Origin of the sequence: Streptomyces sp. NPDC102441, assembly GCF_044765585.1 — a bacterium.
Lineage (GTDB): Bacteria > Actinomycetota > Actinomycetes > Streptomycetales > Streptomycetaceae > Streptomyces.
In genome coordinates, this window is sequence record NZ_JBIWKH010000006.1 from 458981 (window position 1) to 484001 (window position 25021).

The following is a 25021-nucleotide window of genomic DNA, read 5'->3' on the forward strand; positions in this document are numbered from 1 at the left end:
CCCGCCTGCGAGGACTGCGTAGGGTGCTGGGAAACCGCACACCGACGGTTGCGGGGCAAGCGGAGAGGGGACAGCGCGTGACGGTCAACATGACCAAGGGCCAGGCCATCAACCTGCAGAAGAGCGACGGGGGGACCCTGACCGCGGTACGGATGGGGCTCGGCTGGCAGGCGGCTCCGCGCCGCGGGCTGTTCGGTTCGCGCACCCGGGAGATCGACCTGGACGCCTCGGCGGTGCTCTTCGCCGACAAGCAGCCCGTTGACGTCGTGTTCTTCCGTCACCTCGTCAGCGACGACGGTTCGGTCAAGCACACCGGCGACAACCTGGTCGGCGGGGCCGGCTCCGGCGGCGACGACGAGGCGATCCTCGTCGACCTGCAGCGGGTCCCGGTCCACATCGACCAGATCGTCTTCACGGTGAACTCCTTCACCGGCCAGACGTTCCAGGAGGTGCGACACGCCTTCTGCCGCATCGTCGACGAGACCAACGGCCAGGAGCTCGCCCGCTACACGCTGGACGGCGGGGGCCAGTACACGGCGCAGATCATGGCGAAGGTGCACCGAGCGGGCAGCGGATGGCAGATGACCGCCCTCGGCAACCCGGCCAACGGCCGTACGTTCCAGGACCTGATGCCGGCGATCCTGCCGCACCTCTAGAGGCGGCGGCGGGCAGCACCCGCAGACCCGTACGAGCAGCTCCCGGCGGCATCCGCCGCCGGGAGCTGCACCCATAGCAGGGCACCACACCGCACGTCGAGGGGACAGGGCGATGACGGCCGAGCTGGTCCGGGGGCAGAACCACACCTTGCCCCAGACCCGTCTGGAGATCAGGGTGTCGGCGGGGTCGCCCGTCGTGGCCGGCGCCACGCTGGGCGACGAGCGGGGCACCGTCCAGGGCGCCGATTGGATCGCCCACCCCGCCTCGCACCGGGTGCCGGGGCTGGAGGTGTCCCGGCAGGCGGCGGCCGACCACCGGCTGGCCGTGGACCTGGACGCCCTGCCCGGCTCGGTGCACCGCGTCACCGTGCTCCTCGCCCTGCCCATGGGGGCCGGGCGGCCGAGCAGATTCGGCGCGGTGGCCGCCCCCTTCGTCGCCGTCACCGGACTCGACGGCACCGAGATCGCCACGTTCACCCTTACCGGCCTGGACACCGAGTCCGCCGTGTCGGCCCTGGAGCTCTACCGCCGCCAGGGTGTCTGGAAGGTCCGCGCCGTCGGCCAGGGGTACGCCGCGGGGCTCGCCGAGATGCTCGCCGACCAGGGGGTGGCAGAGGCGGCGGAGCTGGCCGCCTCCATACAGGAGGCCGTCGCCTCCGGGCTCGCCCGCTCCGTGACGCCACCGCCCCGTTCTCCGGACGGGGAGCGGGTACACCACCCCGCGGGTCCCGCAGCTCCTGGAGGCAGTGGCGCTCCTGGAGGCGGCGGCGCTCCTGGAGGCGGCGGCAGGCCGCCCGCCCCGGCGCAGGCCCCCGAGCCGCTGGCAGAGCCCGCGTCCGCGCCCACGGACGCTCCTGGCGGCCCCGTCAACTACGCGCACCCACGGCGTCAGACCTCGGCGCCGCCCCCGCCGCCGCCGGCGGCCCCGCCCACGGCTCCTGGCCGGCCCGCACAGCCCGTCGCCGGTGACGCCACCGGCTGGTCCATGGACGAGCGCCTCTACAACCAGATCTGGGGCATGTTCGAGGACCTGGCCCGCGCCGTCGCCGCCTACCGGAGCGCCGTCGACTTCGCCGAGTCCCGGATGGACCAGGAGATCGACCGGACCCTTTCCGACCCGCGTAGCCGCATCGGCGGTGCCGGCGACCGAGCCCGCGAGGAAGCCCGGGCCAAGCGCGATGAACTCACCGGCCGGGCGCGCGAGGCGCTCGAGCGCGATCTCGCCCAGCTCGCCGCCGAGTCCGCCGTCGTCGAACCGGCACTTCCCGCCGCATACGCGGACTGGGGCAACCCCGTCTGGCACGGTTACCGCGTCCCGATGGAGACCCCGATGGCCATGCGCATCGGCGACCTCCATCTGCCCGAGGGCATAGGCCTGCGCATCCCGCTGCTGGTGCGGCTTCCCCTGGAGCGCGGAATCTGGGTCGACAGCGGACGTACGGCCTCGGAGGCGGCCGCCGCCACGGCCGGGGACCAGCTGCGCGCGCCGGCCATGGACACCGCGGTCGCTCTGGCCGCGCGGCTGCTCGCCGTCTACCCGGCGGACGAGTTCTCCGTCCACGTGATCGACCCTGCCGGTTCCGCCGCCGCTCAGCTCTCCCCCCTCTCCGTCTCCGGGGTTCTCGCCGGGCCGCCCGCCGCCGGGGCGGAAGGCGTGGCCTCGGTCCTCGCCCAGCTCACCCGACGCGTCGACCTGGTGCAGATGGCGATCAGGGCCGGCGCCGCGGACGCGCTGCCCCCGGACGTCGACACGGGTGAGCAACTGCTGATCGTCAACGACTTCCCGCACGGCTTCGACGACAGGGCCGTCACCCAGCTGCGCTATCTGGCCGACGAGGGCCCCTCGGTGGGCGTGCACCTGCTGATGGTGGCCGACCGCGAGGACGCCCGCGACTACGGCCCGGTGCTCGACCCGCTGTGGCGCTCCCTGCTGCGGATCACCCCCGTGGCCGACGACCACCTTGCCGACCCCTGGGTGGGCCACGCGTGGACGTACGAGCCGCTGAGGGCGCCGCAGGGCAGCCGCGTCCTGGAGCAGGTGCTCGCGCTGGTGGCCGCGGCGCGGCGAAGCGGTCACCGCTGAGCCGGATGACGGTGGGTCAACTACCCGCGCATGCCTTCTGACCTGGCATTTTGATCACACCTTGGCACGGACTTTACTGTTTCTTGGTGATTCATGTACTGTTCTTGGTGCGGAGGGGAGTACTCCCGATCGCGGCGTTCCCGTCAGTACGGACTGTGACCGGTCCCGGGGCGTCGGCCCGGCGCGCATCCCGCGCTCCCGGGTGGAAGAGACCTCCGGCAGCGACGACGCTGATCTATAGCCGTAGCGAACTGCCGGAGGCGCAGTGGACGTTTCATGGACTCTTTGGACGCTGACCATTCTCGGTCTCGTCGCCCTCATCTCCGTCGACTTCGTCATCGGGCGGAAGCCCCATGACGTGTCGACCAAGGAAGCCGGGATCTGGACCATCGTCTGGATCACCCTGGCCGGCCTCTTCGGGCTCGGCCTGCTGGTCTTCGGCGAGAGCCAGGCCTCGGGTGAATTCTTCGCCGGCTTCATCACCGAGAAGTCGCTCAGTGTCGACAACCTCTTCGTGTTCGTCCTGATCATGGCGAAGTTCTCGGTGCCCAGCCACCTCCAGCAGCGGGTGCTGCTCATCGGTGTGCTGATCGCCCTGGTGCTGCGTGCGATCTTCATCGCCGCCGGTGCCGCGGTCATCGCCAACTTCTCGTGGATCTTCTACATCTTCGGCGCGTTCCTGATCTACACCGCCTGGAAGCTGATCCAGGAGGCGCGGGCCGACGAGGACGAGGAGGACTGGGAGGAGAACCGTCTCCTGAAGTCGATCGAGCACCGGTTCGGTGTCGCCGACAGGTACCACGGGACGAAGCTCTTCATCCGGAACAACGGCAAGCGCGTCATGACCCCCCTGATGGTGGTCATGCTCGCCATCGGCACCACCGATGTGCTGTTCGCGCTGGACTCGATCCCGGCGATCTTCGGTCTGACCCAGGACCCGTACATCGTCTTCACCGCGAACGCCTTCGCCCTGATGGGCCTGCGTCAGCTGTACTTCCTCATCGGCGGTCTGCTGAAGAAGCTGGTCCACCTCAGCTACGGGCTCTCGGTGATCCTCGGGTTCATCGGCGTCAAGCTGGTGCTGCACGCCCTGCACGAGTCCGGGGTGCACGTCCCGGAGATCTCCATCCCGTTCTCCCTCTCCGTCATCTGCGGCGTCCTGGTGGTCACCACGATCACCAGTCTCATCGCCAACAAGAAGCAGGCGGCACGGGAGGCCGAGGAGAAGGACGACAGCGAGAGCATCGGCGCGGAGAAGTAGCGCCGTACGGACATGCCGACGGCCGGGGCCCCGTGAGGGGCACCCGGCCGTCGGGCGTTCGGCGGTTCACCAGCCTCGCGCGCGCCACTCCGGCAGCTGCGGGCGCTCGGTGCCGAGCGTGGTGTCATGCCCGTGGCCCGGGTAGACCCACGTCTCGTCCGGCAGCCGGTCGAAGAGCTTGGTCTCCACATCATGGAGCAGGCTCGCGAACGCCTCCGGGTCCTTGTTCGTATTACCCACGCCGCCCGGGAAGAGACAGTCGCCGGTGAACACGTGCGGGGCCCCGTGCGGGTCGTCGTAGACCAGGGCGATGGACCCCGGGGTGTGGCCGGTCAGATGCCTGGCGGTCAGGGAGACCCGGCCCACCCGGATCGTGCCTTCGTCCTCGACGAGTTCGTCGGTGGGCACCGGGATGCCCTCGGCGTCGTACCTCCCGGCGTACGTCCGTGCGCCGGTGGCCGCGACCACCTCGCCGAGCGCCTGCCAGTGGTCACCGTGCCGGTGCGTGGTGACGACGGACGCGATGCCGTCCTCGCCGATCAGCCGCAGCAGCGTCCCGGCCTCGCCGGCCGCGTCGATCAGGAGCTGCTCGCCGGTGGCCCGGCAGCGCAGCAGATACGCGTTGTTGTTCATCGGCCCGACGGCGACCTTGGAGATCATCAGATCCGTCAGCTCGTGCACATCAGCAGGTCCGCCGACCTTGACCGTTCCGCTGTACGTCATGTGACGCAGCCTATAGCGGGGGCAGCGCGGGAAGGCCGCCGCCTTCCACGGTCAGTGCGGAGCCGTCACGGCGTCCGCAGAGCCAGCCGAGGATGCCGGGGGCCGTGCCCCGGACGGTGACCGGGGCTCCGTCGCTGCCGCCGCCCGTGGTCCACGACCGGCCGTCCGGGGCGACCGCCGTGGTGGCGACGACATCCGGATGCCCAAAGAACCGCTCCGCCAGGAAGTCGTTCTCCCGGATCACGAAATCCTCCGGCAGGTCCTCCAGCTCGTATCCCACCCCGAGGTCCACGTGGTGGAGCTCGACCTCGATCCAGCGGCGGAAGGGGATCCGGGAGGCCGAATCCGTCACACCGTTGCGCATCGTGACCGTGCTCGACCAGTCGGTGGTCGCCTCGGCCGCGGACAGGAAAGCCGCTCCGCTCACGCGCAGGTCAGCGAGCTGTCCGGCCAGGGGCCGGGGCGCGTCGCGTTCGATGTCGGCGTCCCGGATTTCGCTGTTCGCGTACATCGGGCGCCCCTGGAGAACATTTACGAGGGCTTCGGCGTTACGTGACAGGTGGGCGAGAACATGGCCGCGGCTCCAGCCCGGCAGACGCGACGGCTCCCCGACGGCGCCGTCGTCCATCTCGCCCGTGGCACTGAGCAGCCGATCGGTCGCTTCACGTACAGCTTCCAGGTCGCGCGCATGATCAGTCATGAGCCGAGGGTAGACCCCGCCACTCATTCGGGTGATGGAGTCTTCGGCCGACCGTAAATCGAATGCGCGTGCTATACGCTCGGAGTCGAAAGCTTCGTACATCGCTGTGGCGCCCCCCATAACCTGGGAGAGGGGCTCAGTTCCCCATTTCTCTCCAGAAAGGTGCGGACCGGCGTGGCCGACCGTCTCATCGTCCGTGGCGCGCGCGAGCACAACCTGAAGAACGTCTCGCTCGATCTCCCCCGTGACTCCCTCATCGTCTTCACCGGGCTCTCCGGATCGGGCAAGTCGTCGCTCGCGTTCGACACGATCTTCGCCGAGGGCCAGCGGCGCTACGTGGAATCGCTCTCCTCGTACGCCCGGCAGTTCCTCGGCCAGATGGACAAGCCGGACGTGGACTTCATCGAAGGCCTCTCGCCCGCCGTCTCCATCGACCAGAAGTCGACCTCGCGCAACCCGCGCTCGACGGTCGGCACCATCACCGAGGTCTACGACTACCTCCGGCTGCTCTTCGCCAGGATCGGCAAGCCGCACTGCCCGGAGTGCGCGAGGCCCATCGCGCGCCAGTCGCCCCAGGCCATCGTCGACAAGGTGCTCGGCCTGCCCGAGGGCAGCCGCTTCCAGGTGCTCTCGCCGCTGGTGCGTGAGCGCAAGGGGGAGTTCGTCGACCTCTTCTCCGACCTCCAGACCAAGGGCTACAGCAGGGCACGGGTCGACGGTGAGACGATCCAGCTGTCCGAGCCGCCCACGCTGAAGAAGCAGGAGAAGCACACCATCGAGGTGGTCATCGACCGCCTCACGGTGAAGGACAGTGCCAAGCGCCGGCTGACCGACTCCGTCGAGACGGCACTGGGCCTCTCCGGCGGCATGGTCGTGCTCGACTTCGTCGACCTCGACGCGGACGACCCCGAGCGCGAGCGGATGTACTCCGAGCACCTCTACTGCCCGTACGACGACCTCTCCTTCGAGGAGCTGGAGCCCCGCTCCTTCTCCTTCAACTCCCCCTTCGGCGCCTGCCCCGACTGCACGGGCATCGGTACGCGCATGGAGGTCGACCCGGAGCTGATCGTCCCGGACGAGGACAAGTCGCTGGACGAGGGTGCGATCCACCCCTGGTCGCACGGGCACACCAAGGAGTACTTCGGGCGCCAGATCCACGCGCTGGCCGACGCGCTCGGATTCCGTACGGACATCCCCTGGGCCGGACTGCCGCAGCGCGCCAAGAAGGCTCTGCTCCACGGCCACAAGATCCAGACCGAGGTTCGCTACCGCAACAGGTACGGGCGCGAGCGTGCCTACACCACCCCCCGCTTCGAGGGTGCGCTCCAGTTCGTCAAGCGGCGCCACTCCGAGGCCGAGAGCGACTCCAGCCGCGAGCGCTTCGAGGGCTACATGCGCGAGGTGGCCTGCCCGACCTGTGAGGGCACCCGGCTGAAGCCGCTGGTCCTCGCGGTCACGGTGATGGAGAAGTCCATCGCCGAGGTCTCCGCGATGTCGATCAGCGAGTGCGCCGAGTTCCTCGGCCGCCTCAAGCTGAACGCCCGTGACAAGAAGATCGCCGAGCGGGTCCTCAAGGAGGTCAACGAGCGGCTGAAGTTCCTCGTCGACGTCGGCCTCGACTACCTCTCGCTGAACCGCGCGGCGGGCACCCTGTCCGGCGGTGAGGCACAGCGCATCCGGCTCGCCACCCAGATCGGTTCCGGGCTCGTCGGCGTGCTGTACGTGCTGGACGAGCCGTCCATCGGCCTGCACCAGCGCGACAACCACCGGCTGATCGAGACCCTGGTCCGGCTCCGGGACATGGGCAACACGCTCATCGTCGTCGAGCACGACGAGGACACCATCAAGGTCGCCGACTGGGTCGTCGACATCGGCCCCGGCGCCGGTGAGCACGGCGGCAAGGTCGTCCACTCCGGCTCGCTCAAGGAACTGCTGGCGAACAAGGAGTCGATCACCGGCCAGTACCTCTCGGGCAGGAGGGTGATCGAGATGCCGGACATCCGGCGTCCCGTCGACCCGAAGCGCCGGCTCACGGTGCACGGCGCCCGGGAGAACAACCTCCAGGACATCGACGTCTCGTTCCCGCTGGGTGTGCTCACTGCGGTCACCGGTGTCTCGGGTTCGGGGAAGTCGACCCTGGTCAACGACATCCTGTACACCCACCTCGCGCGTGAGCTCAACGGTGCCAAGTCGGTCCCCGGGAGGCACACCAGGGTCGACGGCGACGACCTCGTCGACAAGGTCGTCCATGTCGACCAGTCGCCGATCGGGCGTACGCCCCGGTCGAACCCGGCCACGTACACCGGAGTCTTCGACCACGTCCGTCGGCTGTTCGCCGAGACGATGGAGGCGAAGGTGCGCGGCTATCTGCCGGGCCGCTTCTCCTTCAACGTCAAGGGCGGCCGCTGCGAGAACTGCTCCGGCGACGGCACGATCAAGATCGAGATGAACTTCCTGCCCGATGTGTACGTCCCGTGCGAGGTCTGCCACGGCGCGCGCTACAACCGGGAGACCCTGGAGGTCCACTACAAGGGCAAGTCCATCGCCGAGGTGCTGGACATGCCGATCGAGGAGGGCCTGGAGTTCTTCGAGGCCGTCCCGACGATCGCCCGTCACCTCCGCACGCTCAACGAGGTCGGCCTCGGCTACGTCCGGCTCGGCCAGTCCGCACCGACGCTCTCCGGCGGTGAGGCGCAGCGGGTGAAGCTGGCGAGCGAGCTGCAGAAGCGCTCCACCGGCCGCACGGTCTACGTCCTGGACGAGCCGACGACCGGTCTGCACTTCGAGGACATCAGCAAGCTCATCTCGGTCCTCTCGGGGCTGGTCGACAAGGGCAACACGGTGATCGTCATCGAGCACAACCTCGATGTCATCAAGACCGCCGACTGGGTCGTCGACATGGGCCCCGAGGGTGGCAACGGCGGCGGTCTGGTCGTCGCCGAGGGAACCCCGGAGGAGATCGCCTCGGTGCCGGCGAGCCACACCGGGAAGTTCCTCCAGGGAGTCCTGGGTGCGGACCGGATCGGTGAGGCCGCTGTGCCCGCGGCCCGTAAGGCCCGTAAGGCGCCCGCGAAGAAGGCGGTCGCCGCGAAGGCGCCCACGGCCCGCAGGACCGCCACGGCCAGGACGACGGGAAAGGCGGCGGCCGAGCAGGCCGCGCCGAAGAAGGCCGCCCGCGCGCGGAAGGCCTGACACCGCCCGGACGGGTCGGCTCCGCACACCGGGGCCGGCCGGTCCGGGCGGTCTTCCCCTCCGTCGGCCCGTCCGTCCGGCCGGCACTCTCCGGGGCCGGTCGGAGGGCCGCCGTTCTCCGCCGGTATCGTCGGGTCTGTCGCCCGTGCCTTCAGGTCGGCCCGTGCCCGGAGTCCGCGGCACCCGGTGCCCCGGACGGTGACGGCGGCTCTCTGTCCCCCCGACCAGTGGAGACCGCATGTCCGGCCTGCCCGCCGCCCGCCGCACCGTCCTGAAGGGCGCCGCTCTCGCCGGTGCCGCCGGGCTGGGAGCGGCAGCCTGTTCGACCGATTCCAAGCTCGGCCACGCGCAGACGCCCACACCCACCGCGCCCGTGGAACTCGGCGCAGCGGACGAGGTCCCGGTCGGCGGGGCGAAGCTCTACCGGGAGCAGCGGGTCGTCGTGAGCTGTCAGGCCGCCGGGCAGTACAAGGCCTTCAGCGCTCAGTGCACCCACGCCGGCTGCCTCCTGGACAAGGTCGAGGGCAACGAGGGCGACTGCCCCTGCCACGGCAGCCGCTTCGACATGACCACGGGCAAGGCGGTGCAGGGCCCCGCCACCGTGCCACTGCCCTCGGTCCCGCTGAAGATCGAGGGCGGAAAGCTGGTCGTGGGCCCCGGAGCCTGAGCAGGCGTACGGTCCCGGGCGCCACGGTCCCTCCCGGGCCCCGGGTCCCCGGAAATGCCGCTCTGTCACTGCCCGCAAGTAGGCTGTGAGACATGGCAGACCCCTCCAGCTACCGCCCCAAGCCGGGACAGATCCCCGACTCCCCGGGGGTCTACAAGTTCCGCGACGAGCACCGACGGGTGATCTACGTCGGGAAGGCGAAGAACCTGCGCCAGCGCCTGGCCAACTACTTCCAGGACCTGGCCGGTCTGCACCCGCGTACCCGCACGATGGTCACCACGGCCGCCTCCGTCGAATGGACGGTGGTCTCCACCGAGGTCGAGGCGCTTCAGCTGGAGTACTCCTGGATCAAGGAGTACGACCCCAGGTTCAACGTCAAGTACCGCGACGACAAGAGCTATCCCTACCTCGCGGTGACGCTCAACGAGGAGTTCCCGCGCGTCCAGGTCATGCGCGGCGCGAAGAAGAAGGGCGTGCGCTACTTCGGTCCGTACGGGCACGCCTGGGCGATCCGCGAGACCGTCGACCTGATGCTCCGGGTCTTCCCCGTCCGCACCTGCTCCGCCGGTGTGTTCAAGAACGCCGAGCGGACCGGCCGCCCCTGCCTACTCGGCTACATCGGCAAGTGTTCCGCCCCGTGCGTCGGCCGCGTCACGCCCGATGAGCACCGGGATCTGGCCGAGGACTTCTGCGACTTCATGGCAGGCCGCACCGGGACGTACATCCGCCGCCTGGAGAAGGACATGATGCAGGCGGCGGAGGAGATGGAGTACGAGCGGGCGGCCCGGCTGCGTGACGACGCGGAGGCGCTGAAGCGGGCCATGGAGAAGAGCGCCGTGGTCCTCGCCGACGCCACCGACGCCGATCTGATCGCCGTCGCCGAGGACGAGCTCGAAGCGGCGGTCCAGATCTTCCACGTCCGCGGCGGGCGGGTCCGGGGCCAGCGGGGCTGGGTCACCGACAAGGTCGAGGCCGTCGACACGGCGGGCCTGGTGGAACACGCGCTCCAGCAACTCTACGGGGAGGAGTCGGGTGACTCGGTCCCCAAGGAGGTGCTGGTCCCTGCGCTCCCCGAGGACCCCGACGCCGTGTCCCAGTGGCTCGCGGGCCGCAGGGGGTCCCAGGTCAGCCTGCGCATCCCGCAGAGAGGCGACAAGAAGGACCTGATGGGCACGGTCCAGCGCAACGCCCAGCAGGCGCTGGGACTGCACAAGACCAAGCGCGCCTCCGACCTCACGACGCGCTCACGCGCCCTCGAGGAGATCGCCGAGGCACTCGGTCTCGGGACCGCTCCGCTGCGCGTCGAGTGCTTCGACATCTCGCACCTCCAGGGTGACGACGTGGTCGCGTCCATGGTGGTCTTCGAGGACGGGCTCGCACGCAAGAGCGAATACCGCCGCTTCCAGATCAAGGGCTTCGAAGGCCAGGACGACGTCCGGTCGATGCACGAGGTCATCGGCCGCCGCTTCAGGCGCTACCTCCAGGAGAGGGAGCGGACGGGGGAGTGGGAGGAGACCCCGGCGACCACCGGTCCCGTCCCGGCGCCCACCGTCCCTGCACCTCCGGTACCGGACTCCACGCCTCCGGTACCGGACTCCACGCCCCCGGCACAGGACTCCGGCCCCGTCCGGGAGGAGCCCCGTGAGGACGACGGCCGACCCAAGCGCTTCGCGTACCCGCCGCAGCTCGTCGTCGTCGACGGAGGGCAGCCCCAGGTCGCCGCCGCCAAACGTGCCCTGGACGAGCTGGGCATCGACGACATCGCCGTCTGCGGTCTCGCGAAGCGCCTCGAAGAGGTCTGGCTGCCCGATGACGACGACCCGGTGGTCCTGCCACGCTCCAGTGAGGGCCTCTATCTCCTCCAGCGCATTCGTGACGAGGCCCACCGCTTTGCCATCACCTACCAGCGGGCCAAACGGGCAAAGCGCATCCGCAGCAGCCCCCTGGACGACGTCCCGGGCCTCGGCGAGACGCGTAAACAGGCGCTGATCAAGCATTTCGGCTCCGTCAAGAAGCTGCGGCAGGCGACAATCGACGAGATCTGCGAAGTGCCGGGGATAGGGCGCAGGACCGCGGAATCGGTGGCCGTCGCCTTCGCGGCGGCCGCCCCGGCCGCGCCCGCCGTGAACACAGCCACTGGAGAGATCATCGAAGAGGACGACGGGGGCAGCAGGACATGACCGAGCACGAGAACGAAGAGCAGAACGAACGCGGCCGAGCAGACGGAGCAGCACACGTGAGTACGGGAAGCACCACGGAGAAGGCCGAGGCCACCCCGCCCGCCATCCCCGAGCTGGTGATCATCTCCGGCATGTCGGGCGCCGGGCGCAGCACTGCCGCCAAGTGTCTGGAGGACCTCGGCTGGTTCGTCGTCGACAATCTGCCGCCCGCGCTGATCCCCACGATGGTGGAGCTCGGCGCCCGGTCCCAGGGCAACGTCGCGCGCATCGCGGTCGTCGTCGACGTGCGGGGCCGCCGCTTCTTCGACAACCTCCGGGAGTCCCTGGCCGACCTGGAGGCCAAGCACGTCACCCGGCGGATCGTCTTCCTGGAGTCCTCCGACGACGCCCTCGTACGCCGTTTCGAATCGGTCCGGCGTCCGCACCCGCTCCAGGGCGACGGCCGCATCGTCGACGGCATCGCGGCGGAGCGTGACCTGCTGCGTGAGCTGCGCGGCGACGCCGACCTCGTCATCGACACCTCCAGCCTCAACGTGCACGAGCTGCGGGCCAAGATGGACGCCCAGTTCGCCGGTGACGAGGAGCCGGAGCTGCGGGCGACGGTGATGTCGTTCGGCTTCAAGTACGGGCTGCCGGTCGACGCCGACCTCGTCGTCGACTGCCGCTTCCTGCCGAATCCGCACTGGGTCCCGGAGCTCCGTCCCTTCACCGGGCTCAACGAGGAGGTGTCCGACTACGTCTTCGACCAGCCGGGCGCCAAGGAGTTCCTCAACCAGTACACCGAGCTGCTCCAGCTCATCGCCGCCGGTTACCGCCGTGAGGGCAAGCGTTACGTGACCATCGCGGTCGGCTGCACGGGCGGCAAGCACCGTTCCGTCGCGATGTCGGAGAAGCTTGCCTCCCGGCTGGCCAACGAACGGATCGAGACCGTCCTCGTCCACCGGGACATGGGGCGAGAGTGACCAGCCGCAATCTGCGTCAGCGCCGGCTGAGCAGGGCCACGGCCGCGCTCTCCGGCCGTAAGCGCGGCGCACAGCCCAAGGTCGTCGCCCTCGGCGGCGGCATGGGGCTGTCGGCCTCGCTCACGGCGCTGCGCCGCATCACGGGCGATCTCACGGCCGTGGTGACCGTCGCCGACGACGGAGGTTCCAGCGGCCGCCTCCGCGAGGAGCTCGGCGTCCTCCCGCCGGGCGACCTGCGCAAGGCGCTCGCCGCGCTCTGCGGGGACGACGAATGGGGCCAGACCTGGTCCCGGGTCATCCAGCACCGTTTCGAGTCCAAGGGCGATCTGCACGAACACGCGGTGGGCAATCTGCTCATCGTCGCCCTCTGGGAACAGCTGGGCGACCACGTCCAGGCACTCGACCTGGTCGGCAAGCTGCTCGGAGCACACGGCAGGGTACTGCCGATGTCCGCTGTCCCCCTGGAGCTCCAGGCGCTCGTGCGGGGGCACGACCCGGAGCGCCCCGAGGAGACGGTCACCGTGCGCGGGCAGGCCACGGTGGCGCTGACCCTGGGGGAGGTGCAGTCGGTCCACGTCGTGCCGGCTGATCCGCCGGCGGTTCCCGAGGCGGTCGCAGCCGTTCTCGACGCCGATTGGGTGGTTCTGGGCCCAGGGTCCTGGTTTTCCTCCGTGATTCCGCATCTGCTGGTCCCGGAGCTGCTCGACGCACTGGTGACCACGAAGGCCCGAAAGGTCCTCTCGCTGAACCTCGCACCACAGCCCGGTGAAACAGAAGGGTTCTCACCGCAGCGTCATTTGGAGGTTTTGGGACGACACGCCCCTAAACTCACCATGGACGTGGTGCTGGCCGACGAGGCCGCCGTGCCCGACCGCGAGTCCCTCGCCGACGCCGCACAGCGGCTCGGAGCCGCGGTCGAGCTGGCCCCCGTGGCCTCACCCGACGGTGTTCCGATTCATGATCCGGAGCTGTTGGCCGCCGCGTACGACCGTATTTTTCGGATGCATGGAAGGATCGGCCCATGGCGATGACGCCAGCGGTGAAGAACGAAATCTCTCATCTTCCCGTGACCCGCACCTGCTGCAGAAAGGCAGAGGTCTCGGCGATCCTTCGGTTCGCGGGTGGGCTGCACCTGGTGAGCGGCCGGATCGTGATCGAGGCCGAGCTGGACACCGGGAGCGCGGCACGCCGGCTCAAGCGGGACATCCTGGAGATCTTCGGGCACAGCTCGGAGCTGATCGTGATGGCCCCCGGCGGACTGCGCCGCGGCTCCCGCTACGTCGTACGGGTGGTGGCGGGCGGCGATCAGCTGGCCCGCCAGACCGGCCTGGTGGACGGCCGCGGCCGGCCCATCCGAGGCCTGCCCCCGCAGGTGGTCTCGGGGGCCACCTGCGACGCGGAGGCCGCCTGGCGCGGAGCTTTCCTGGCCCACGGCTCGCTCACCGAACCGGGCCGCTCCTCCTCGCTCGAGGTGACCTGCCCCGGCCCGGAGGCCGCCCTCGCCCTGGTGGGCGCGGCCCGCAGGCTCTCGATCGCCGCCAAGGCGCGCGAGGTGCGGGGAGTGGACCGTGTCGTCGTCCGTGACGGCGACGCGATCGGTGCGCTGCTGACCCGCCTGGGAGCCCATGACGCGGTGCTCGCCTGGGAGGAGCGCCGCATGCGGCGCGAGGTCCGTGCCACGGCCAACCGGCTCGCCAACTTCGACGACGCCAACCTCCGCCGCTCGGCCCGCGCCGCGGTCGCCGCGGGCGCCCGGGTCGGGCGCGCGCTGGAGATCCTGGGCGAGGAGGTCCCGGAGCACCTCGCGGCGGCCGGACGGCTGCGCATGGAGCACAAGCAGGCCTCCCTGGAGGAGCTGGGTGCGCTCGCCGACCCGCCGCTGACCAAGGACGCGGTCGCCGGCCGGATCAGGCGCCTGCTGGCCATGGCCGACAAGCGGGCCCAGGACCTCGGTATCCCCGGCACGGAATCGACCCTCAGCGAGGAGCTGGCCGACGGCCTCGTGGGCTGAGAGTCGCAGGAGGCCCCCGTCCGCCCTCCGGGCGCGGCCGGGGGCTTTTGTCCCCCTCCCGGCTGCGGGAGGTGTTTCCGCGCAGGGCCGCGCCGCGACGGACAGTTTTTCCGGATGGATTTCGAGCGCCGTCACGCACGACCGAGCGGCCGATCTCCGTAGTTTCACCTTCCGCGTTTCCCCGTCCATGCCCTTGGAAGCATGCAGTCGGGCTACCGCTTTCATCGATTGAGTGCCACTCCGCACAATTGAGCATGGAGCTCGCGGTTCACCGCATCGGCCTCCGTCGAATATGCCCCGGAGGTCATTGCCGTCGCCCGCCGTGGAGGGAACCGCGACAGCTGAGCCGACGTCAGTCACTTCCGGTGGTGAGGCTTTGGCAGGCACTCCTCCGCCGCAAAGGGCCTGGCCACGGCGGGTGTTGGTGCCCGGCGGCCGGGTGGCGCGGCGGCCGTCCCCGCTGTTTCCCCCCGGGCGGAATCCCTTACTCCTACTCGCGAGTAAGGGGATCCCTATTCGCACCACCGCTCTCGATGTCACTCCGGAGCCTTCGGAGAGGTAGGGTCGGAGGCGGTCGGGGACATCCCTATAAAACTCGCCGGCATCGAAACCGGCGTTCCTAACGAGGAGATCGGTTCGTGACGATCCGCGTAGGCATCAACGGCTTTGGCCGCATCGGTCGTAACTACTTCCGCGCGCTGCTGGAGCAGGGTGCGGACATCGAGATCGTGGCTGTCAACGACCTGGGTGACACTGCGACCACGGCTCACCTGCTGAAGTACGACACCATTCTGGGTCGTCTCAAGGCAGAGGTCAGCCACACCGCCGACACCATCACCGTCGACGGTCACACCATCAAGGTGCTCTCCGAGCGCAACCCGGCCGACATCCCCTGGGGTCAGCTGGGCGTCGACATCGTGATCGAGTCGACCGGCATCTTCACCAAGAAGGCCGACGCCGAGAAGCACATCGCCGGTGGCGCCAAGAAGGTCCTCATCTCGGCTCCGGCCAAGGACGAGGACATCACCATCGTGATGGGCGTCAACCAGGACAAGTACGACGCGGCCAACCACCACGTCATCTCCAACGCCTCCTGCACCACCAACTGTGTGGCGCCGATGGCCAAGGTTCTCGACGAGAACTTCGGCATCGTCAGGGGCCTGATGACGACGGTCCACGCGTACACGAACGACCAGCGCATCCTGGACTTCCCGCACTCGGACCTGCGTCGCGCCCGCGCCGCCGCCGAGAACATCATTCCGACCACGACGGGCGCCGCCAAGGCGACCGCCCTGGTGCTCCCGCAGCTCAAGGGCAAGCTCGACGGCATCGCGATGCGCGTCCCGGTTCCGACCGGCTCCGCCACCGACCTCGTCGTGACCCTGCAGCGCGAGGTCACCAAGGACGAGGTCAACGCCGCGTTCAAGAAGGCGTCCGACGACGGCGACCTCAAGGGCTTCCTGACGTACACCGAGGACCCGATCGTGTCCTCGGACATCGTCGGCGACCCGTCGTCCTGCACCTTCGACTCCTCCCTGACCATGGTCCAGGAGGGCAACTCGGTGAAGATCCTCGGCTGGTACGACAACGAGTGGGGTTACTCCAACCGCCTCGTCGACCTGACCGTCTTCGTCGGCGGCCAGCTCTGATCCTGGGATCGGCAGGCATCCAGGTGTGATGTGAGGGGCTCGGACGGCGCGACGCGGCGCCGTTCGAGCCCCCTCGCATGCTCATCGTCCTTCCAAGGAGTATGGGAACAGAGATGAAGACGATCGACGAACTTCTCGCCGAAGGGGTCGCGGGCAAGCGGGTATTCGTCCGCGCCGACCTCAACGTGCCGCTGGACGGCACCACGATCACCGACGACGGCCGCATCCGCGCCGTCCAGCCGACGATCACCCGGCTCGCCGCAGCCGGTGCGCGCGTCGTCGTCGCCTCGCACCTCGGCCGCCCCAAGGGTGCTCCGGACCCGGCCTTCTCGCTGGGGCCCGCCGCCGCGCGCCTGGGCGAGCTGCTCGGCGCCGAGGTCACCTTCGCGACCGACACCGTCGGCGAGTCCGCCCGCGCCACGGTCGCCGCTCTCACCGACGGCCAGGTCGCCGTCATCGAGAACCTCCGCTTCAACGCCGGCGAGACGTCGAAGGACGACGCCGAGCGCGGCGCCTTCGCCGACCAGCTCGCCGAGCTCGCCGATGTGTACGTGGGCGACGGCTTCGGTGCCGTCCACCGTAAGCACGCCTCGGTCTTCGACCTCCCGGCCCGGCTGCCGCACGCGGCCGGAGGTCTGATCGCCACCGAGGTCGCCGTCCTGAAGAAGCTCACCGAGGACGTCACGCGCCCCTACGCCGTGGTCCTCGGCGGCTCCAAGGTCTCCGACAAGCTCGGTGTCATCGACCACCTGCTGGAGAAGGCCGACCGCATCCTCATCGGTGGCGGTATGGCCTACACCTTCCTCAAGGCCCAGGGGTACGAGGTCGGCAGCTCCCTCCTCCAGGAGGACCAGATCCCGGCGGTGCTCGGATACCTCAAGCGCGCCGAGGAGAAGGGCGTGGAGTTCGTGCTCCCCGTCGACGTCGTCGTCTCGGAGCAGTTCCCGGACCTCAAGGCCAAGACCCCGGGCCACCCCGCCACGGTCGCCGCCGACGCCATTCCGGCCGGCGCGATGGGCCTGGACAACGGCCCGGAGACCAACAAGCTCTACGCCTCGAAGCTCGCCGACGCGGCCACCGTCTTCTGGAACGGCCCGATGGGCGTCTTCGAGCACCCCGACTACGCCGAGGGCACCAGGGCGGTCGCCCAGGCCCTCGTCGACTCCGAGGCCTTCAGCGTCGTCGGCGGCGGGGACTCCGCGGCCGCCGTCCGCATCCTGGGCTTCGACGAGAACGCATTCGGCCACATCTCGACCGGTGGCGGCGCCAGCCTCGAATACCTCGAGGGCAAGACGCTTCCCGGCCTCGCCGCACTGGAGGACTGACCTTTCATGACCACCCGCACCCCGCTCATGGCGGGCAACTGGAAGATGAACCTCAACCACCTCGAGGCCATCGCCCACGTCCAGAAGCTCGCCTTCGCCCTGGCCGACAAGGACTACGACGCGGTCGAGGTCGCCGTCCTGCCGCCCTTCACCGACCTGCGCTCCGTGCAGACGCTGGTCGACGGCGACAAGCTGAAGATCAAGTACGGCGCCCAGGACATCTCGGCCCAGGACTCCGGCGCGTACACCGGTGAGATCTCCGGCCCGATGCTCGCCAAGCTGAAGTGCACGTACGTGGCCGTCGGCCACAGCGAGCGCCGGCAGTACCACGGCGAGAACGACGAGATCTGCAACGCCAAGGTGAAGGCCGCGTACAAGCACGGCCTGACCCCGATCCTCTGTGTCGGCGAGGGCCTGGACATCCGCAAGGCGGGTGACCAGGTCTCCTACACGCTGGCGCAGCTCGACGGCGCGCTGAAGGACATCCCGGCCGAGCAGGCCGAGTCCGTCGTGATCGCCTACGAGCCGGTCTGGGCCATCGGGACCGGCGAGGTCGCCACCCCCGAGGACGCCCAGGAGGTCTGCGGCGCGATCCGCGGCCGTCTCGCCGAGCTGTACTCGCAGGAGCTGGCCGACGCCGTCCGTATCCAGTACGGCGGCTCGGTGAAGTCCGGCAACGTCGCCGCCATCATGGCTCAGCCCGATGTCGACGGTGCCCTCATCGGCGGCGCCGCTCTCGACGCCGACGAGTTCGTCAAGATCGTTCGCTTCCGCGACCAGTGAGTATGCGGTAGCGCGGATCCGTCGTACCCTTGCGGGGGCCGAGGGGGGTCTACCCCCTGGCCCCCGCTGTTCGTACATGCAGACCTAGGAATTCCGGAAAGTAGGGACCAGCCGTGGTTTTGGCGTTCGAGATCGCCCTGATCGTCTTCAGCCTGCTGCTGATGCTGCTGGTGCTGATGCACAAGGGGAAGGGCGGCGGCCTTTCCGACATGTTCGGTGGTGGAATGCAGTCCTCCGTGGGTGGCTCGTCGGTCGCCGAGCGGAACCTCGACCGCATCACCGTCGTCGTCGGTCTGAGTTGGTTCGCGTGCATTGTCGTCCTTGCTCTGCTCATCAAGCTGGACGGCTGACGCGTCGTTCGCGATTCCTGGTGAGGGTGTAACTCCTTTCACTGGACGCGCGTTGGGCCTTACGTAGACTGGGGCATCTTCGAGCACCATCACGCAGGGAGTTACGACCGTGGCAAGTGGCAACGCGATCCGGGGAAGCCGGGTCGGAGCGGGGCCGATGGGGGAGGCCGAGCGCGGCGAGTCCGCGCCACGGGCCCGCATCTCCTTCTGGTGCTCGAACGGGCACGAGACGCAGCCGAGCTTCGCCCATGACGCGCAGGTACCGGAGACCTGGGACTGCCCGCGCTGCGGCTTCCCGGCCGGACAGGACCGGGACAGCCCGCCGGCTCCGCCGCGCACCGAGCCGTACAAGACGCACCTGGCGTACGTACGCGAGCGGCGCAGCGACGCGGACGGCGAGGCGATCCTCGCCGAAGCCCTCGCGAAACTCCGCGGCGAGATCTAGGACCTCTCACTCTTCACCGGCCGGTCACCCCCTGGGTGCCCGGCCGGAATCCGTATGCCGTCCACCAGCTCGCCGGTGCCCCGTCGCGCCCTCCAGATCAATTAGGTTGGAGGGGCAGCGGGGATGGTTGCAGTACGAGAGAAGTGGGCGATTTCCGGGATGAACGCACAAAGCCGAACCAAGCTCAACCAGATGCCTGAGTGGACGGCTCTCGGCAAGCACCGTGAGGAGTTCGGGGGGACGCGTCTGCGGCAGCTGTTCGCGGACGCGCCGGACCGGGGGAAGCAGTACACCCTGCGGGTCGGCGACCTCCACATCGACTACTCCAAGCACCTGGTCACCGACGAGACGCTGCGGCTGCTGCGCGAGCTCGCCGCCGCCACGGGCGTGGCCTCGCTGCGGGACGCCATGTTCCGTGGCGACAAGATCAACACGACCGAGGACCGTGCCGTCCTGCACACCGCGCTCCGTGCCCCGCGGGGCGCCGTGGCCGAGGTCGACGGCGAGAACGTGGTGCCGGCCGTGCACGCCGTCCTCGACAGGATGGCCGCCTTCTCCGACCGGATCCGGTCGGGCGGGTGGACCGGTCACACCGGTAAGCCGATCAAGAACATCGTCAACATCGGTATCGGCGGCTCCGACCTGGGGCCCGCCATGGCGTACGAGGTGCTGCGCTCCTTCACGGACCGTTCGCTCACCGTCCGCTTCGTGTCGAACGTCGACGGCGCCGACCTCCACGAGGCGGTGCAGGGCCTCGACCCGGCCGAGACGCTCTTCATCGTCGCCTCCAAGACCTTCACGACGATCGAGACCATCACCAACGCCACCTCCGCCCGCGACTGGCTGCTCACCGAGCTGAGGGCAGGTCAGGACGCCGTCGCCAAGCACTTCGTGGCGCTGTCGACCAACGCGGAGAAGGTCGCGGACTTCGGTATCGACACGGCCAACATGTTCGAGTTCTGGGACTGGGTCGGCGGCCGGTACTCCTTCGACTCGGCGATCGGCCTCTCGCTGATGATCGCCATCGGCCCGGACCGGTTCCGCGAGATGCTGGACGGCTTCCACCTCGTCGACGAGCACTTCCGCACCGCCCCCGCCGAGGAGAACGCCCCGCTGCTGCTCGGCCTGCTGGGCATCTGGTACGGCCAGTTCTTCGACGCCCAGTCGCACGCGGTGCTGCCCTACAGCCACTATCTGTCCAAGTTCACGGCGTACCTGCAGCAGCTGGACATGGAGTCCAACGGCAAGTCCGTCGACCGGGACGGCGATCCGGTGGAGTGGGAGACCGGCCCGGTCGTCTGGGGTACCCCCGGCACCAACGGGCAGCACGCCTACTACCAGTTGATCCACCAGGGCACCAAGATCATCCCGGCTGACTTCATCGGCTTCGCCGCGCCGGTCCACGACCTGCTGCCCGGGCTGATCGCCCAGCACGACCTGCTGATGGCCAACTTCTTCGCCCAGACCCAGGCCCTCGCCTTCGGCAAGACGCCCGAGGAGGTCCGCGCGGAGGGTGTGCCCGAGGAGCTGGTGCCCCACAAGACGTTCCAGGGCAACCACCCGACGACCACGATCCTCGCGGACCGTCTCACCCCGTCGGTGCTCGGCCAGCTCATCGCGCTGTACGAGCACAAGGTCTTCGTCCAGGGCGCGGTCTGGAACATCGACTCCTTCGACCAGTGGGGCGTCGAGCTCGGCAAGGTCCTCGCCAAGAAGATCGAGCCGGTCCTCACCGAGGGCACCGGCGGCGAACAGCTGGACAGCTCCACCGCCGCACTCGTCTCGACGTATCGCTCGCTGCGTGGCCGCTGAGTGATGGCCACGGGGGAGGGGACGATACGGCTCAGGCCGCCGCGCAACGCACCGGACCGCCGGGCCGTCAGCTGGTGGGGGGCCCAGTGGCTGCTGCTGACCGCGGCCCCGGTCGCGGTCCTCGGCATCCTGGGCGCGCTCATCGAGCCCGCCAGATTCTGGCTGCTGATGCCCGCCGCGGTGCTCGGCGCCGTCGGCCTGCTGTGTGCCGTCCTCTTCCCCCTCTGGTGGTTCCGCACCCACCGCTGGGAGGTCACCGACGAGGCGGTCTACGTGAGCACCGGGGCCTTCCTGCGGGAGTGGCGGATCGCGCCGATGTCCCGCATCCAGACCGTGGACACCGTGCGGGGCCCCCTGGAACAGCTCTTCGGACTGGCCACGGTCACCGTCACCACCGCCTCCGCCAAGGGCGCCGTACAGATCGAGGGGCTCGCCCACGAGGTCGCCGCCGAGCTCGCCGAGCGGCTGACCCGCATCACCCATGAGACCCCCGGGGACGCCACATGAGCACGGCCGCCGACGGAGGCCCCGGCTGGCAACGGCTCCATCCCCGTACGGTCCTGGTCACCGCGCTCGTCACGGCGGGAGTGGCCGCGGGCGCGGCCGTGCCGGTCACCGTCGCGCTGTCCGGCCGTCTGGGATACGCGGCGGCCGTCGGCTGGGCCCTGGGGGGAGCCGCCGTGCTGATCGGCTGCGCCGCCGTCGGCGACCACGTGCGGTGGCGGCGCACCCGCTACCGGGTCGGAACCGAGCGCGTCGACCTGCACACCGGGCTCCTCCTGGTGAAGCGCCGCTCGCTGGCCCGCGAGCGGATCCGCAGCGTCGACCTCACCGCCCATCCGCTGCTGCGGATCCTGGGGCTGGTCTCGGTCCGCATCGGCACAGGTGAGCACACGGGCGGCGACTCCACGCTCACGCTGGACCCCGTTGCCCGCGCCGAGGGCGAGCGGCTGCGCCGTGACCTCCTCGACCGTGCCGCGTCCGGCACCTCCGGGACCCCCCGCGACGGCGAACTGGCCACGCTCGATCCCCGGTGGATCCGCTACGCACCGGTCTCCTTCGCCGCGCCCCTGCTCGGTGGCGCTGCCGCCGGCGGTGTGATGCAGGTCAGCGACTGGGTCGGGGCGCAGGCCGAGGTGATCCACTGGATCGCCGACCGCTTCCGGGACACCCCACCGGTCTGGACGATCGCCGCCCTGATCGTGGCCGCCCTGGTCGCCGGTGTGATCGGAGCGCTCGGACTGTGGGTCGAGATGTGGTGGAACTACCGCCTCGAGCGGGAACCGGGCGGCACCCTGCGGGTGCGGCGCGGACTGTTCACCTCGCGCTCCCTGTCGGTCGAGGAACGGCGGCTGCACGGGGTGGACCTGGTGGAGCCCCTCGGCGTGCGGCTCGCGGGCGCTGCCCGGGTCGACGCGATCGCCACGGGGCTGACCAAGGACGAGGAGCGGAGTGCCGACCACAACACCCTGCTGCCGGCCGTGCCGCGCCCACTGGCCGAATCCATCGCCGCCGAAGTGCTGCGCGAACCGGCCTCCCCGACGGGCGCCCTCCTGACCGGCCACCCCCGAGCCGCCCGGGACAGGCGGCTTCGCCGTGCCCTGTCCGTCGCCCTGGTACCCGTGCTCGTCCAGGTCGTCCTGGGGGCCCTGCTGACGCCCGTACTCCTCTGGACGGCGCTCGCCTGCGCGGTGGTGTCCGTGCCCGTCGCGGTGTTCCTGGCCCTCGACGCCTACCGCTCACTGGGACACACACTCAGCGGCGGCTACCTCGTGACCCGATCGGGCACCGTACGGCGGTCCACAGCGGCTCTGCAGCGGGCCGGGGTGATCGGCTGGACGGTGAAGCAGTCCTGGTTCCAGCGCAGAGCCGGGCTGATCGACGTCACGGCCACGACGGCCGGCGGAGGCGGCGCCTACACGGCACGTGACACCGACGCGTCCGAGGGCCTCGCCTTCGCCGCCGACGCCGTGCCAGGGCTGCTGGAGCCCTTCCTGGAGCGTGGCTGAACCGGTCGTGCGGCGCCCACCGGTCCGCCCCGGCCCGAGGTCACGGGGCGAGCAGCGTGGTGGAGCCGAAGGCGGGAACGCCGGCCGGTGGGGGAGCGTCCCGCGGTGCCGGAGCGGGATGCCCGGCGGCCAGTACGTACAGCGGGGTGTGGCCGGTGTCGTCCAGGCCGCACCGGCCGGCGATCGCGGAGTCCCCGAAGGCGCCGGTCTGGGCGGGGCCGAGCCCGAGGGCGGTCGCGGTCAGCGCGAAGGTCTGCCCCAGATGCCCTGCGTCGAGCAGACAGACCCGGTAGGCGCGCGGCGTGGGGTACTTCACGCTCATCCGCTCCAGGCGCGCGGCCAGCACGACGAGGAAGGCGGGGCGCCCGGCCCATGACTGGTCGGCACAGAGACGGGCGGCCTCCGCGGGGGTGAGGCCCTCGGAGAGCAGTTCGAGCGCATGCTGCAAGCTGTTGTAGTGGTACCAGCCGGGCGACAGGCCGTCGACGTCGAGGACGCCGACGTAGGCGTCGATCTCCTGCCGGGAGCCGCCCTGGGGACTGGTGCGCCGGTACAGCGCGCCCCGGCCGCAGTCGATGAAGTCGACCGGTCCGAAGACCACGGCCAGCAAGGTGGCCAGGGTCTCCACCGGCACCGGCGCTCCGGTGAAGTCCCGGTGGGTACGGCGGTCGTACAGAACCTGTTCGAACGGTGCCCGGAGCCCGGCGGGCCTGCGCGGCAGCAGGAGCCGGGGAGCCCGCGGATACCCCGTGAACAGGGGAGGCAGCGGCCCCTGTACGGGCGGTGCGGTGCCAGGGTCCCGCGCGTCGGCGGGCGGGTCCCCGGCCGGAGGCGGGCCGTACACGTCCTGGGTGGCGTAGTGGAAGAAGGACGCCTCGGGCATCCACGCGCCCCACTGCGCGGCGATCCGCTCGTCGCGGTCCGCGGCCGCGCTGCCCTGGGCCAGGAGGGCTCCGCTCCGCACCAGCGCCGTGACGGCCTCCTCGACGGTGTCCGGAGTCAGATGGCCGAGATGTCCCGCGGCCTCACCGGGGGTGCTCCAGTCCTCGAAAGCGGCCAGGATCTCCGCGGCGGCGGGGTGCAGGGCCGTGGGCGTGCCGTGCGGGTGAGGGTGGACGACAAAGGCACTGTCGTGCCAGTAGCAGGTCAGGCAGCGGGAACGGCGTAGACGCACGGAGACTCCTCGGCGTACGGGAAGAGGGGAAAGGCCGGGACATACGCGTGGGGCCGGGCAAGGGGGAAGTCCGGCCCCACGCGCGCGGTCACGCCTGGCGGTAGGCCCACGTCCAGTTCCAGGTGGAACCCTCACCGGCCCTGGGGCGGTCGGCCCGGACGGCGGTCCGGTACTTCATCTCGATCCTGCGCATTGCTCTTCACCTCCTTTCGAATCGCTCGCTCCGTACGCCGCGGTGGCGGCATACCCATGACGCAGTACGGATTCGCCACATGCAAGAGAAGATTCCTCTGATCACTCTTTCGTGGTGGGAACCATGGCCCTCGCTTTTCATTCGAGTCGCATTCATGGGGAGCGTTATCACGTGCTGTCAGCTTTCTCCCTATGCGGGTAAGGCGGGCGAGGTGTGGGTGATAGTTGCTGGTCAGAGCGTTATGTGACGACTGCTTACTTATTTCTTTCAGTCTTTTTTCGGCTACCTGTCGATGCGGTCGATGCGATCCGGGAGGTGTCATAACGTGCGGACATCGACACCCGATGAGCAGGCGAAGCAGCCAGGCGACGTGCCCATTCATTGCGGCTCCGGGTGTCGCACCGCCCGTAATTTCGAAGGGGAAGCATGTCCGTATTTTCGTCCAGCGAAATGGCCTCCGATGTGTTCGGCCGGCTTTTCGGTGTGCTGCTGGAGGACGAGCAGTTCGTGGAGAAGGCGCGCAGGGAGGGCCTGTCGGTGCAGCTGGTGCACAGCAGGCCCGACTGCCGGATCTTCGTCTCGTCCGAGGGCGTCGTCCTCGGGGACGAGGCGCCGTTCAAGGCCGCGATCACTCTCAAGATGTCCTGCGACACCGCGCACGCGCTGTGGATGGGCCGGCTGCTGGTGCCCGCCGCCATCGCGACCGGCAAGGTCCGGATCCGCGGCCGCATCGCCAAGGTCCTGGAGCTGGTGCCGATGCTCCAGCCCGCCTTCGACGGCTACCCGGCGATCGCCGCGGAATCGGGCGTCGGTGCCTGACTCCTCGCGTTCATCCCCGACATCACC

At 69.7% G+C, this 25021-nt stretch carries 21 protein-coding genes; 18 read left to right on the forward strand and 3 right to left on the reverse strand.

What is annotated here, in order from left to right:
- The first annotated feature begins 77 nt into the window (after positions 1 to 77).
- The 3 genes from ACIREO_RS16205 (at position 78) to ACIREO_RS16215 (ending at position 4000) form a co-directional block, all read left to right on the forward strand.
- Positions 78 to 656, forward strand: a complete 579-nt coding sequence (locus ACIREO_RS16205) for a TerD family protein (RefSeq protein WP_404109812.1) — start codon at positions 78 to 80, stop codon at positions 654 to 656.
- A 112-nt stretch (positions 657 to 768) separates the two neighbouring features.
- Positions 769 to 2739, forward strand: a complete 1971-nt coding sequence (locus ACIREO_RS16210) for a TerD family protein (protein ID WP_404109815.1) — start codon at positions 769 to 771, stop codon at positions 2737 to 2739.
- A gap of 265 nt (positions 2740 to 3004) precedes the next feature.
- Positions 3005 to 4000, forward strand: a complete 996-nt coding sequence (locus ACIREO_RS16215; RefSeq protein ID WP_404109818.1) for a TerC family protein — start codon at positions 3005 to 3007, stop codon at positions 3998 to 4000.
- A 66-nt stretch (positions 4001 to 4066) separates the two neighbouring features.
- Here the strand turns inward: ACIREO_RS16215 and ACIREO_RS16220 are convergent, their stop codons facing one another.
- On the reverse strand, positions 4067 to 4723 hold the full coding sequence (locus tag ACIREO_RS16220) for an MBL fold metallo-hydrolase (RefSeq protein WP_404109820.1): 657 nt from the start codon (positions 4721 to 4723) through the stop codon (positions 4067 to 4069).
- 10 nt (positions 4724 to 4733) lie between these two features.
- A complete protein-coding gene (locus tag ACIREO_RS16225; protein WP_404109823.1) occupies positions 4734 to 5423 on the reverse strand; it encodes a maleylpyruvate isomerase family mycothiol-dependent enzyme in 690 nt (229 codons plus the stop codon).
- A 174-nt stretch (positions 5424 to 5597) separates the two neighbouring features.
- On the opposite strand from ACIREO_RS16225, the gene uvrA reads away from it, so the two are divergent.
- The 14 genes from uvrA (at position 5598) to ACIREO_RS16295 (ending at position 22808) form a co-directional block, all read left to right on the forward strand.
- Positions 5598 to 8615, forward strand: coding sequence for an excinuclease ABC subunit UvrA (uvrA, locus tag ACIREO_RS16230; protein ID WP_404109826.1), 3018 nt, complete (start codon positions 5598 to 5600; stop codon positions 8613 to 8615).
- A gap of 238 nt (positions 8616 to 8853) precedes the next feature.
- The gene (locus tag ACIREO_RS16235; RefSeq protein ID WP_404109829.1) at positions 8854 to 9282 is read left to right on the forward strand and encodes a Rieske (2Fe-2S) protein; all 429 of its coding nucleotides are present in this window, start codon (positions 8854 to 8856) and stop codon (positions 9280 to 9282) included.
- Positions 9283 to 9374: 92 nt separating this feature from the next.
- Positions 9375 to 11462, forward strand: coding sequence for an excinuclease ABC subunit UvrC (gene uvrC / locus ACIREO_RS16240; protein WP_404109833.1), 2088 nt, complete (start codon positions 9375 to 9377; stop codon positions 11460 to 11462).
- Complete coding sequence (rapZ, locus tag ACIREO_RS16245; protein ID WP_404109836.1) at positions 11459 to 12424, forward strand: RNase adapter RapZ; 966 nt, start codon at positions 11459 to 11461, stop codon at positions 12422 to 12424. Before uvrC ends, rapZ begins: the two co-directional genes overlap by 4 nt.
- Positions 12421 to 13455 (forward strand): uridine diphosphate-N-acetylglucosamine-binding protein YvcK, encoded by a 1035-nt coding sequence (gene yvcK / locus ACIREO_RS16250; protein ID WP_404109839.1) that lies wholly within the window; start codon positions 12421 to 12423, stop codon positions 13453 to 13455. Before rapZ ends, yvcK begins: the two co-directional genes overlap by 4 nt.
- Positions 13446 to 14435: a DNA-binding protein WhiA gene (whiA, locus tag ACIREO_RS16255; RefSeq protein ID WP_404109842.1), complete on the forward strand. Its 990-nt coding sequence runs from the start codon at positions 13446 to 13448 to the stop codon at positions 14433 to 14435. Before yvcK ends, whiA begins: the two co-directional genes overlap by 10 nt.
- A 638-nt stretch (positions 14436 to 15073) precedes the next feature.
- Positions 15074 to 16084 (forward strand): type I glyceraldehyde-3-phosphate dehydrogenase, encoded by a 1011-nt coding sequence (gene gap / locus ACIREO_RS16260; RefSeq protein ID WP_404109845.1) that lies wholly within the window; start codon positions 15074 to 15076, stop codon positions 16082 to 16084.
- Positions 16085 to 16197: 113 nt separating this feature from the next.
- Positions 16198 to 17409, forward strand: a complete 1212-nt coding sequence (locus tag ACIREO_RS16265) for a phosphoglycerate kinase (protein ID WP_404109848.1) — start codon at positions 16198 to 16200, stop codon at positions 17407 to 17409.
- A gap of 6 nt (positions 17410 to 17415) precedes the next feature.
- Complete coding sequence (gene tpiA, locus ACIREO_RS16270; RefSeq protein WP_404109851.1) at positions 17416 to 18192, forward strand: triose-phosphate isomerase; 777 nt, start codon at positions 17416 to 17418, stop codon at positions 18190 to 18192.
- A gap of 113 nt (positions 18193 to 18305) precedes the next feature.
- Positions 18306 to 18542, forward strand: a complete 237-nt coding sequence (gene secG, locus ACIREO_RS16275; RefSeq protein WP_404109854.1) for a preprotein translocase subunit SecG — start codon at positions 18306 to 18308, stop codon at positions 18540 to 18542.
- Between the two features lie 109 nt (positions 18543 to 18651).
- The gene (locus tag ACIREO_RS16280; protein WP_099176117.1) at positions 18652 to 18987 is read left to right on the forward strand and encodes an RNA polymerase-binding protein RbpA; all 336 of its coding nucleotides are present in this window, start codon (positions 18652 to 18654) and stop codon (positions 18985 to 18987) included.
- 159 nt (positions 18988 to 19146) lie between these two features.
- Positions 19147 to 20799 carry a glucose-6-phosphate isomerase gene (pgi, locus tag ACIREO_RS16285; RefSeq protein ID WP_404110011.1) on the forward strand — a complete coding sequence of 551 codons (1653 nt, stop codon included), beginning with the start codon at positions 19147 to 19149 and terminating at the stop codon, positions 20797 to 20799.
- A 3-nt stretch (positions 20800 to 20802) separates the two neighbouring features.
- A complete protein-coding gene (locus tag ACIREO_RS16290; protein WP_404109857.1) occupies positions 20803 to 21306 on the forward strand; it encodes a PH domain-containing protein in 504 nt (167 codons plus the stop codon).
- Positions 21303 to 22808 carry a PH domain-containing protein gene (locus tag ACIREO_RS16295; RefSeq protein WP_404109860.1) on the forward strand — a complete coding sequence of 502 codons (1506 nt, stop codon included), beginning with the start codon at positions 21303 to 21305 and terminating at the stop codon, positions 22806 to 22808. Before ACIREO_RS16290 ends, ACIREO_RS16295 begins: the two co-directional genes overlap by 4 nt.
- Before the next feature lie 40 nt (positions 22809 to 22848).
- On the opposite strand, the gene ACIREO_RS16300 is transcribed toward ACIREO_RS16295, so the two are convergent.
- Positions 22849 to 23982, reverse strand: a complete 1134-nt coding sequence (locus ACIREO_RS16300; RefSeq protein ID WP_404109863.1) for a SagB/ThcOx family dehydrogenase — start codon at positions 23980 to 23982, stop codon at positions 22849 to 22851.
- 619 nt (positions 23983 to 24601) lie between these two features.
- Here ACIREO_RS16300 and ACIREO_RS16305 point away from each other — a divergent pair.
- A complete protein-coding gene (locus ACIREO_RS16305) occupies positions 24602 to 24994 on the forward strand; it encodes a hypothetical protein (RefSeq protein ID WP_404109866.1) in 393 nt (130 codons plus the stop codon).
- Positions 24995 to 25021 lie beyond the last annotated feature (27 nt).

Coding starts and splice junctions, on each gene's coding strand:
- ACIREO_RS16225 (WP_404109823.1), bottom strand. CDS start 5,423: ATGACTGATCATGCGCGCGACCTGGAAGCTGTACGTGAAGCGACCGAT.
- ACIREO_RS16210 (WP_404109815.1), top strand. CDS start 769: ATGACGGCCGAGCTGGTCCGGGGGCAGAACCACACCTTGCCCCAGACC.
- ACIREO_RS16220 (WP_404109820.1), bottom strand. CDS start 4,723: ATGACGTACAGCGGAACGGTCAAGGTCGGCGGACCTGCTGATGTGCAC.
- rapZ (WP_404109836.1), top strand. CDS start 11,459: ATGACCGAGCACGAGAACGAAGAGCAGAACGAACGCGGCCGAGCAGAC.
- pgi (WP_404110011.1), top strand. CDS start 19,147: ATGAACGCACAAAGCCGAACCAAGCTCAACCAGATGCCTGAGTGGACG.
- ACIREO_RS16290 (WP_404109857.1), top strand. CDS start 20,803: ATGGCCACGGGGGAGGGGACGATACGGCTCAGGCCGCCGCGCAACGCA.
- ACIREO_RS16235 (WP_404109829.1), top strand. CDS start 8,854: ATGTCCGGCCTGCCCGCCGCCCGCCGCACCGTCCTGAAGGGCGCCGCT.
- ACIREO_RS16295 (WP_404109860.1), top strand. CDS start 21,303: ATGAGCACGGCCGCCGACGGAGGCCCCGGCTGGCAACGGCTCCATCCC.
- tpiA (WP_404109851.1), top strand. CDS start 17,416: ATGACCACCCGCACCCCGCTCATGGCGGGCAACTGGAAGATGAACCTC.
- ACIREO_RS16305 (WP_404109866.1), top strand. CDS start 24,602: ATGTCCGTATTTTCGTCCAGCGAAATGGCCTCCGATGTGTTCGGCCGG.
- uvrC (WP_404109833.1), top strand. CDS start 9,375: ATGGCAGACCCCTCCAGCTACCGCCCCAAGCCGGGACAGATCCCCGAC.
- whiA (WP_404109842.1), top strand. CDS start 13,446: ATGGCGATGACGCCAGCGGTGAAGAACGAAATCTCTCATCTTCCCGTG.
- ACIREO_RS16265 (WP_404109848.1), top strand. CDS start 16,198: ATGAAGACGATCGACGAACTTCTCGCCGAAGGGGTCGCGGGCAAGCGG.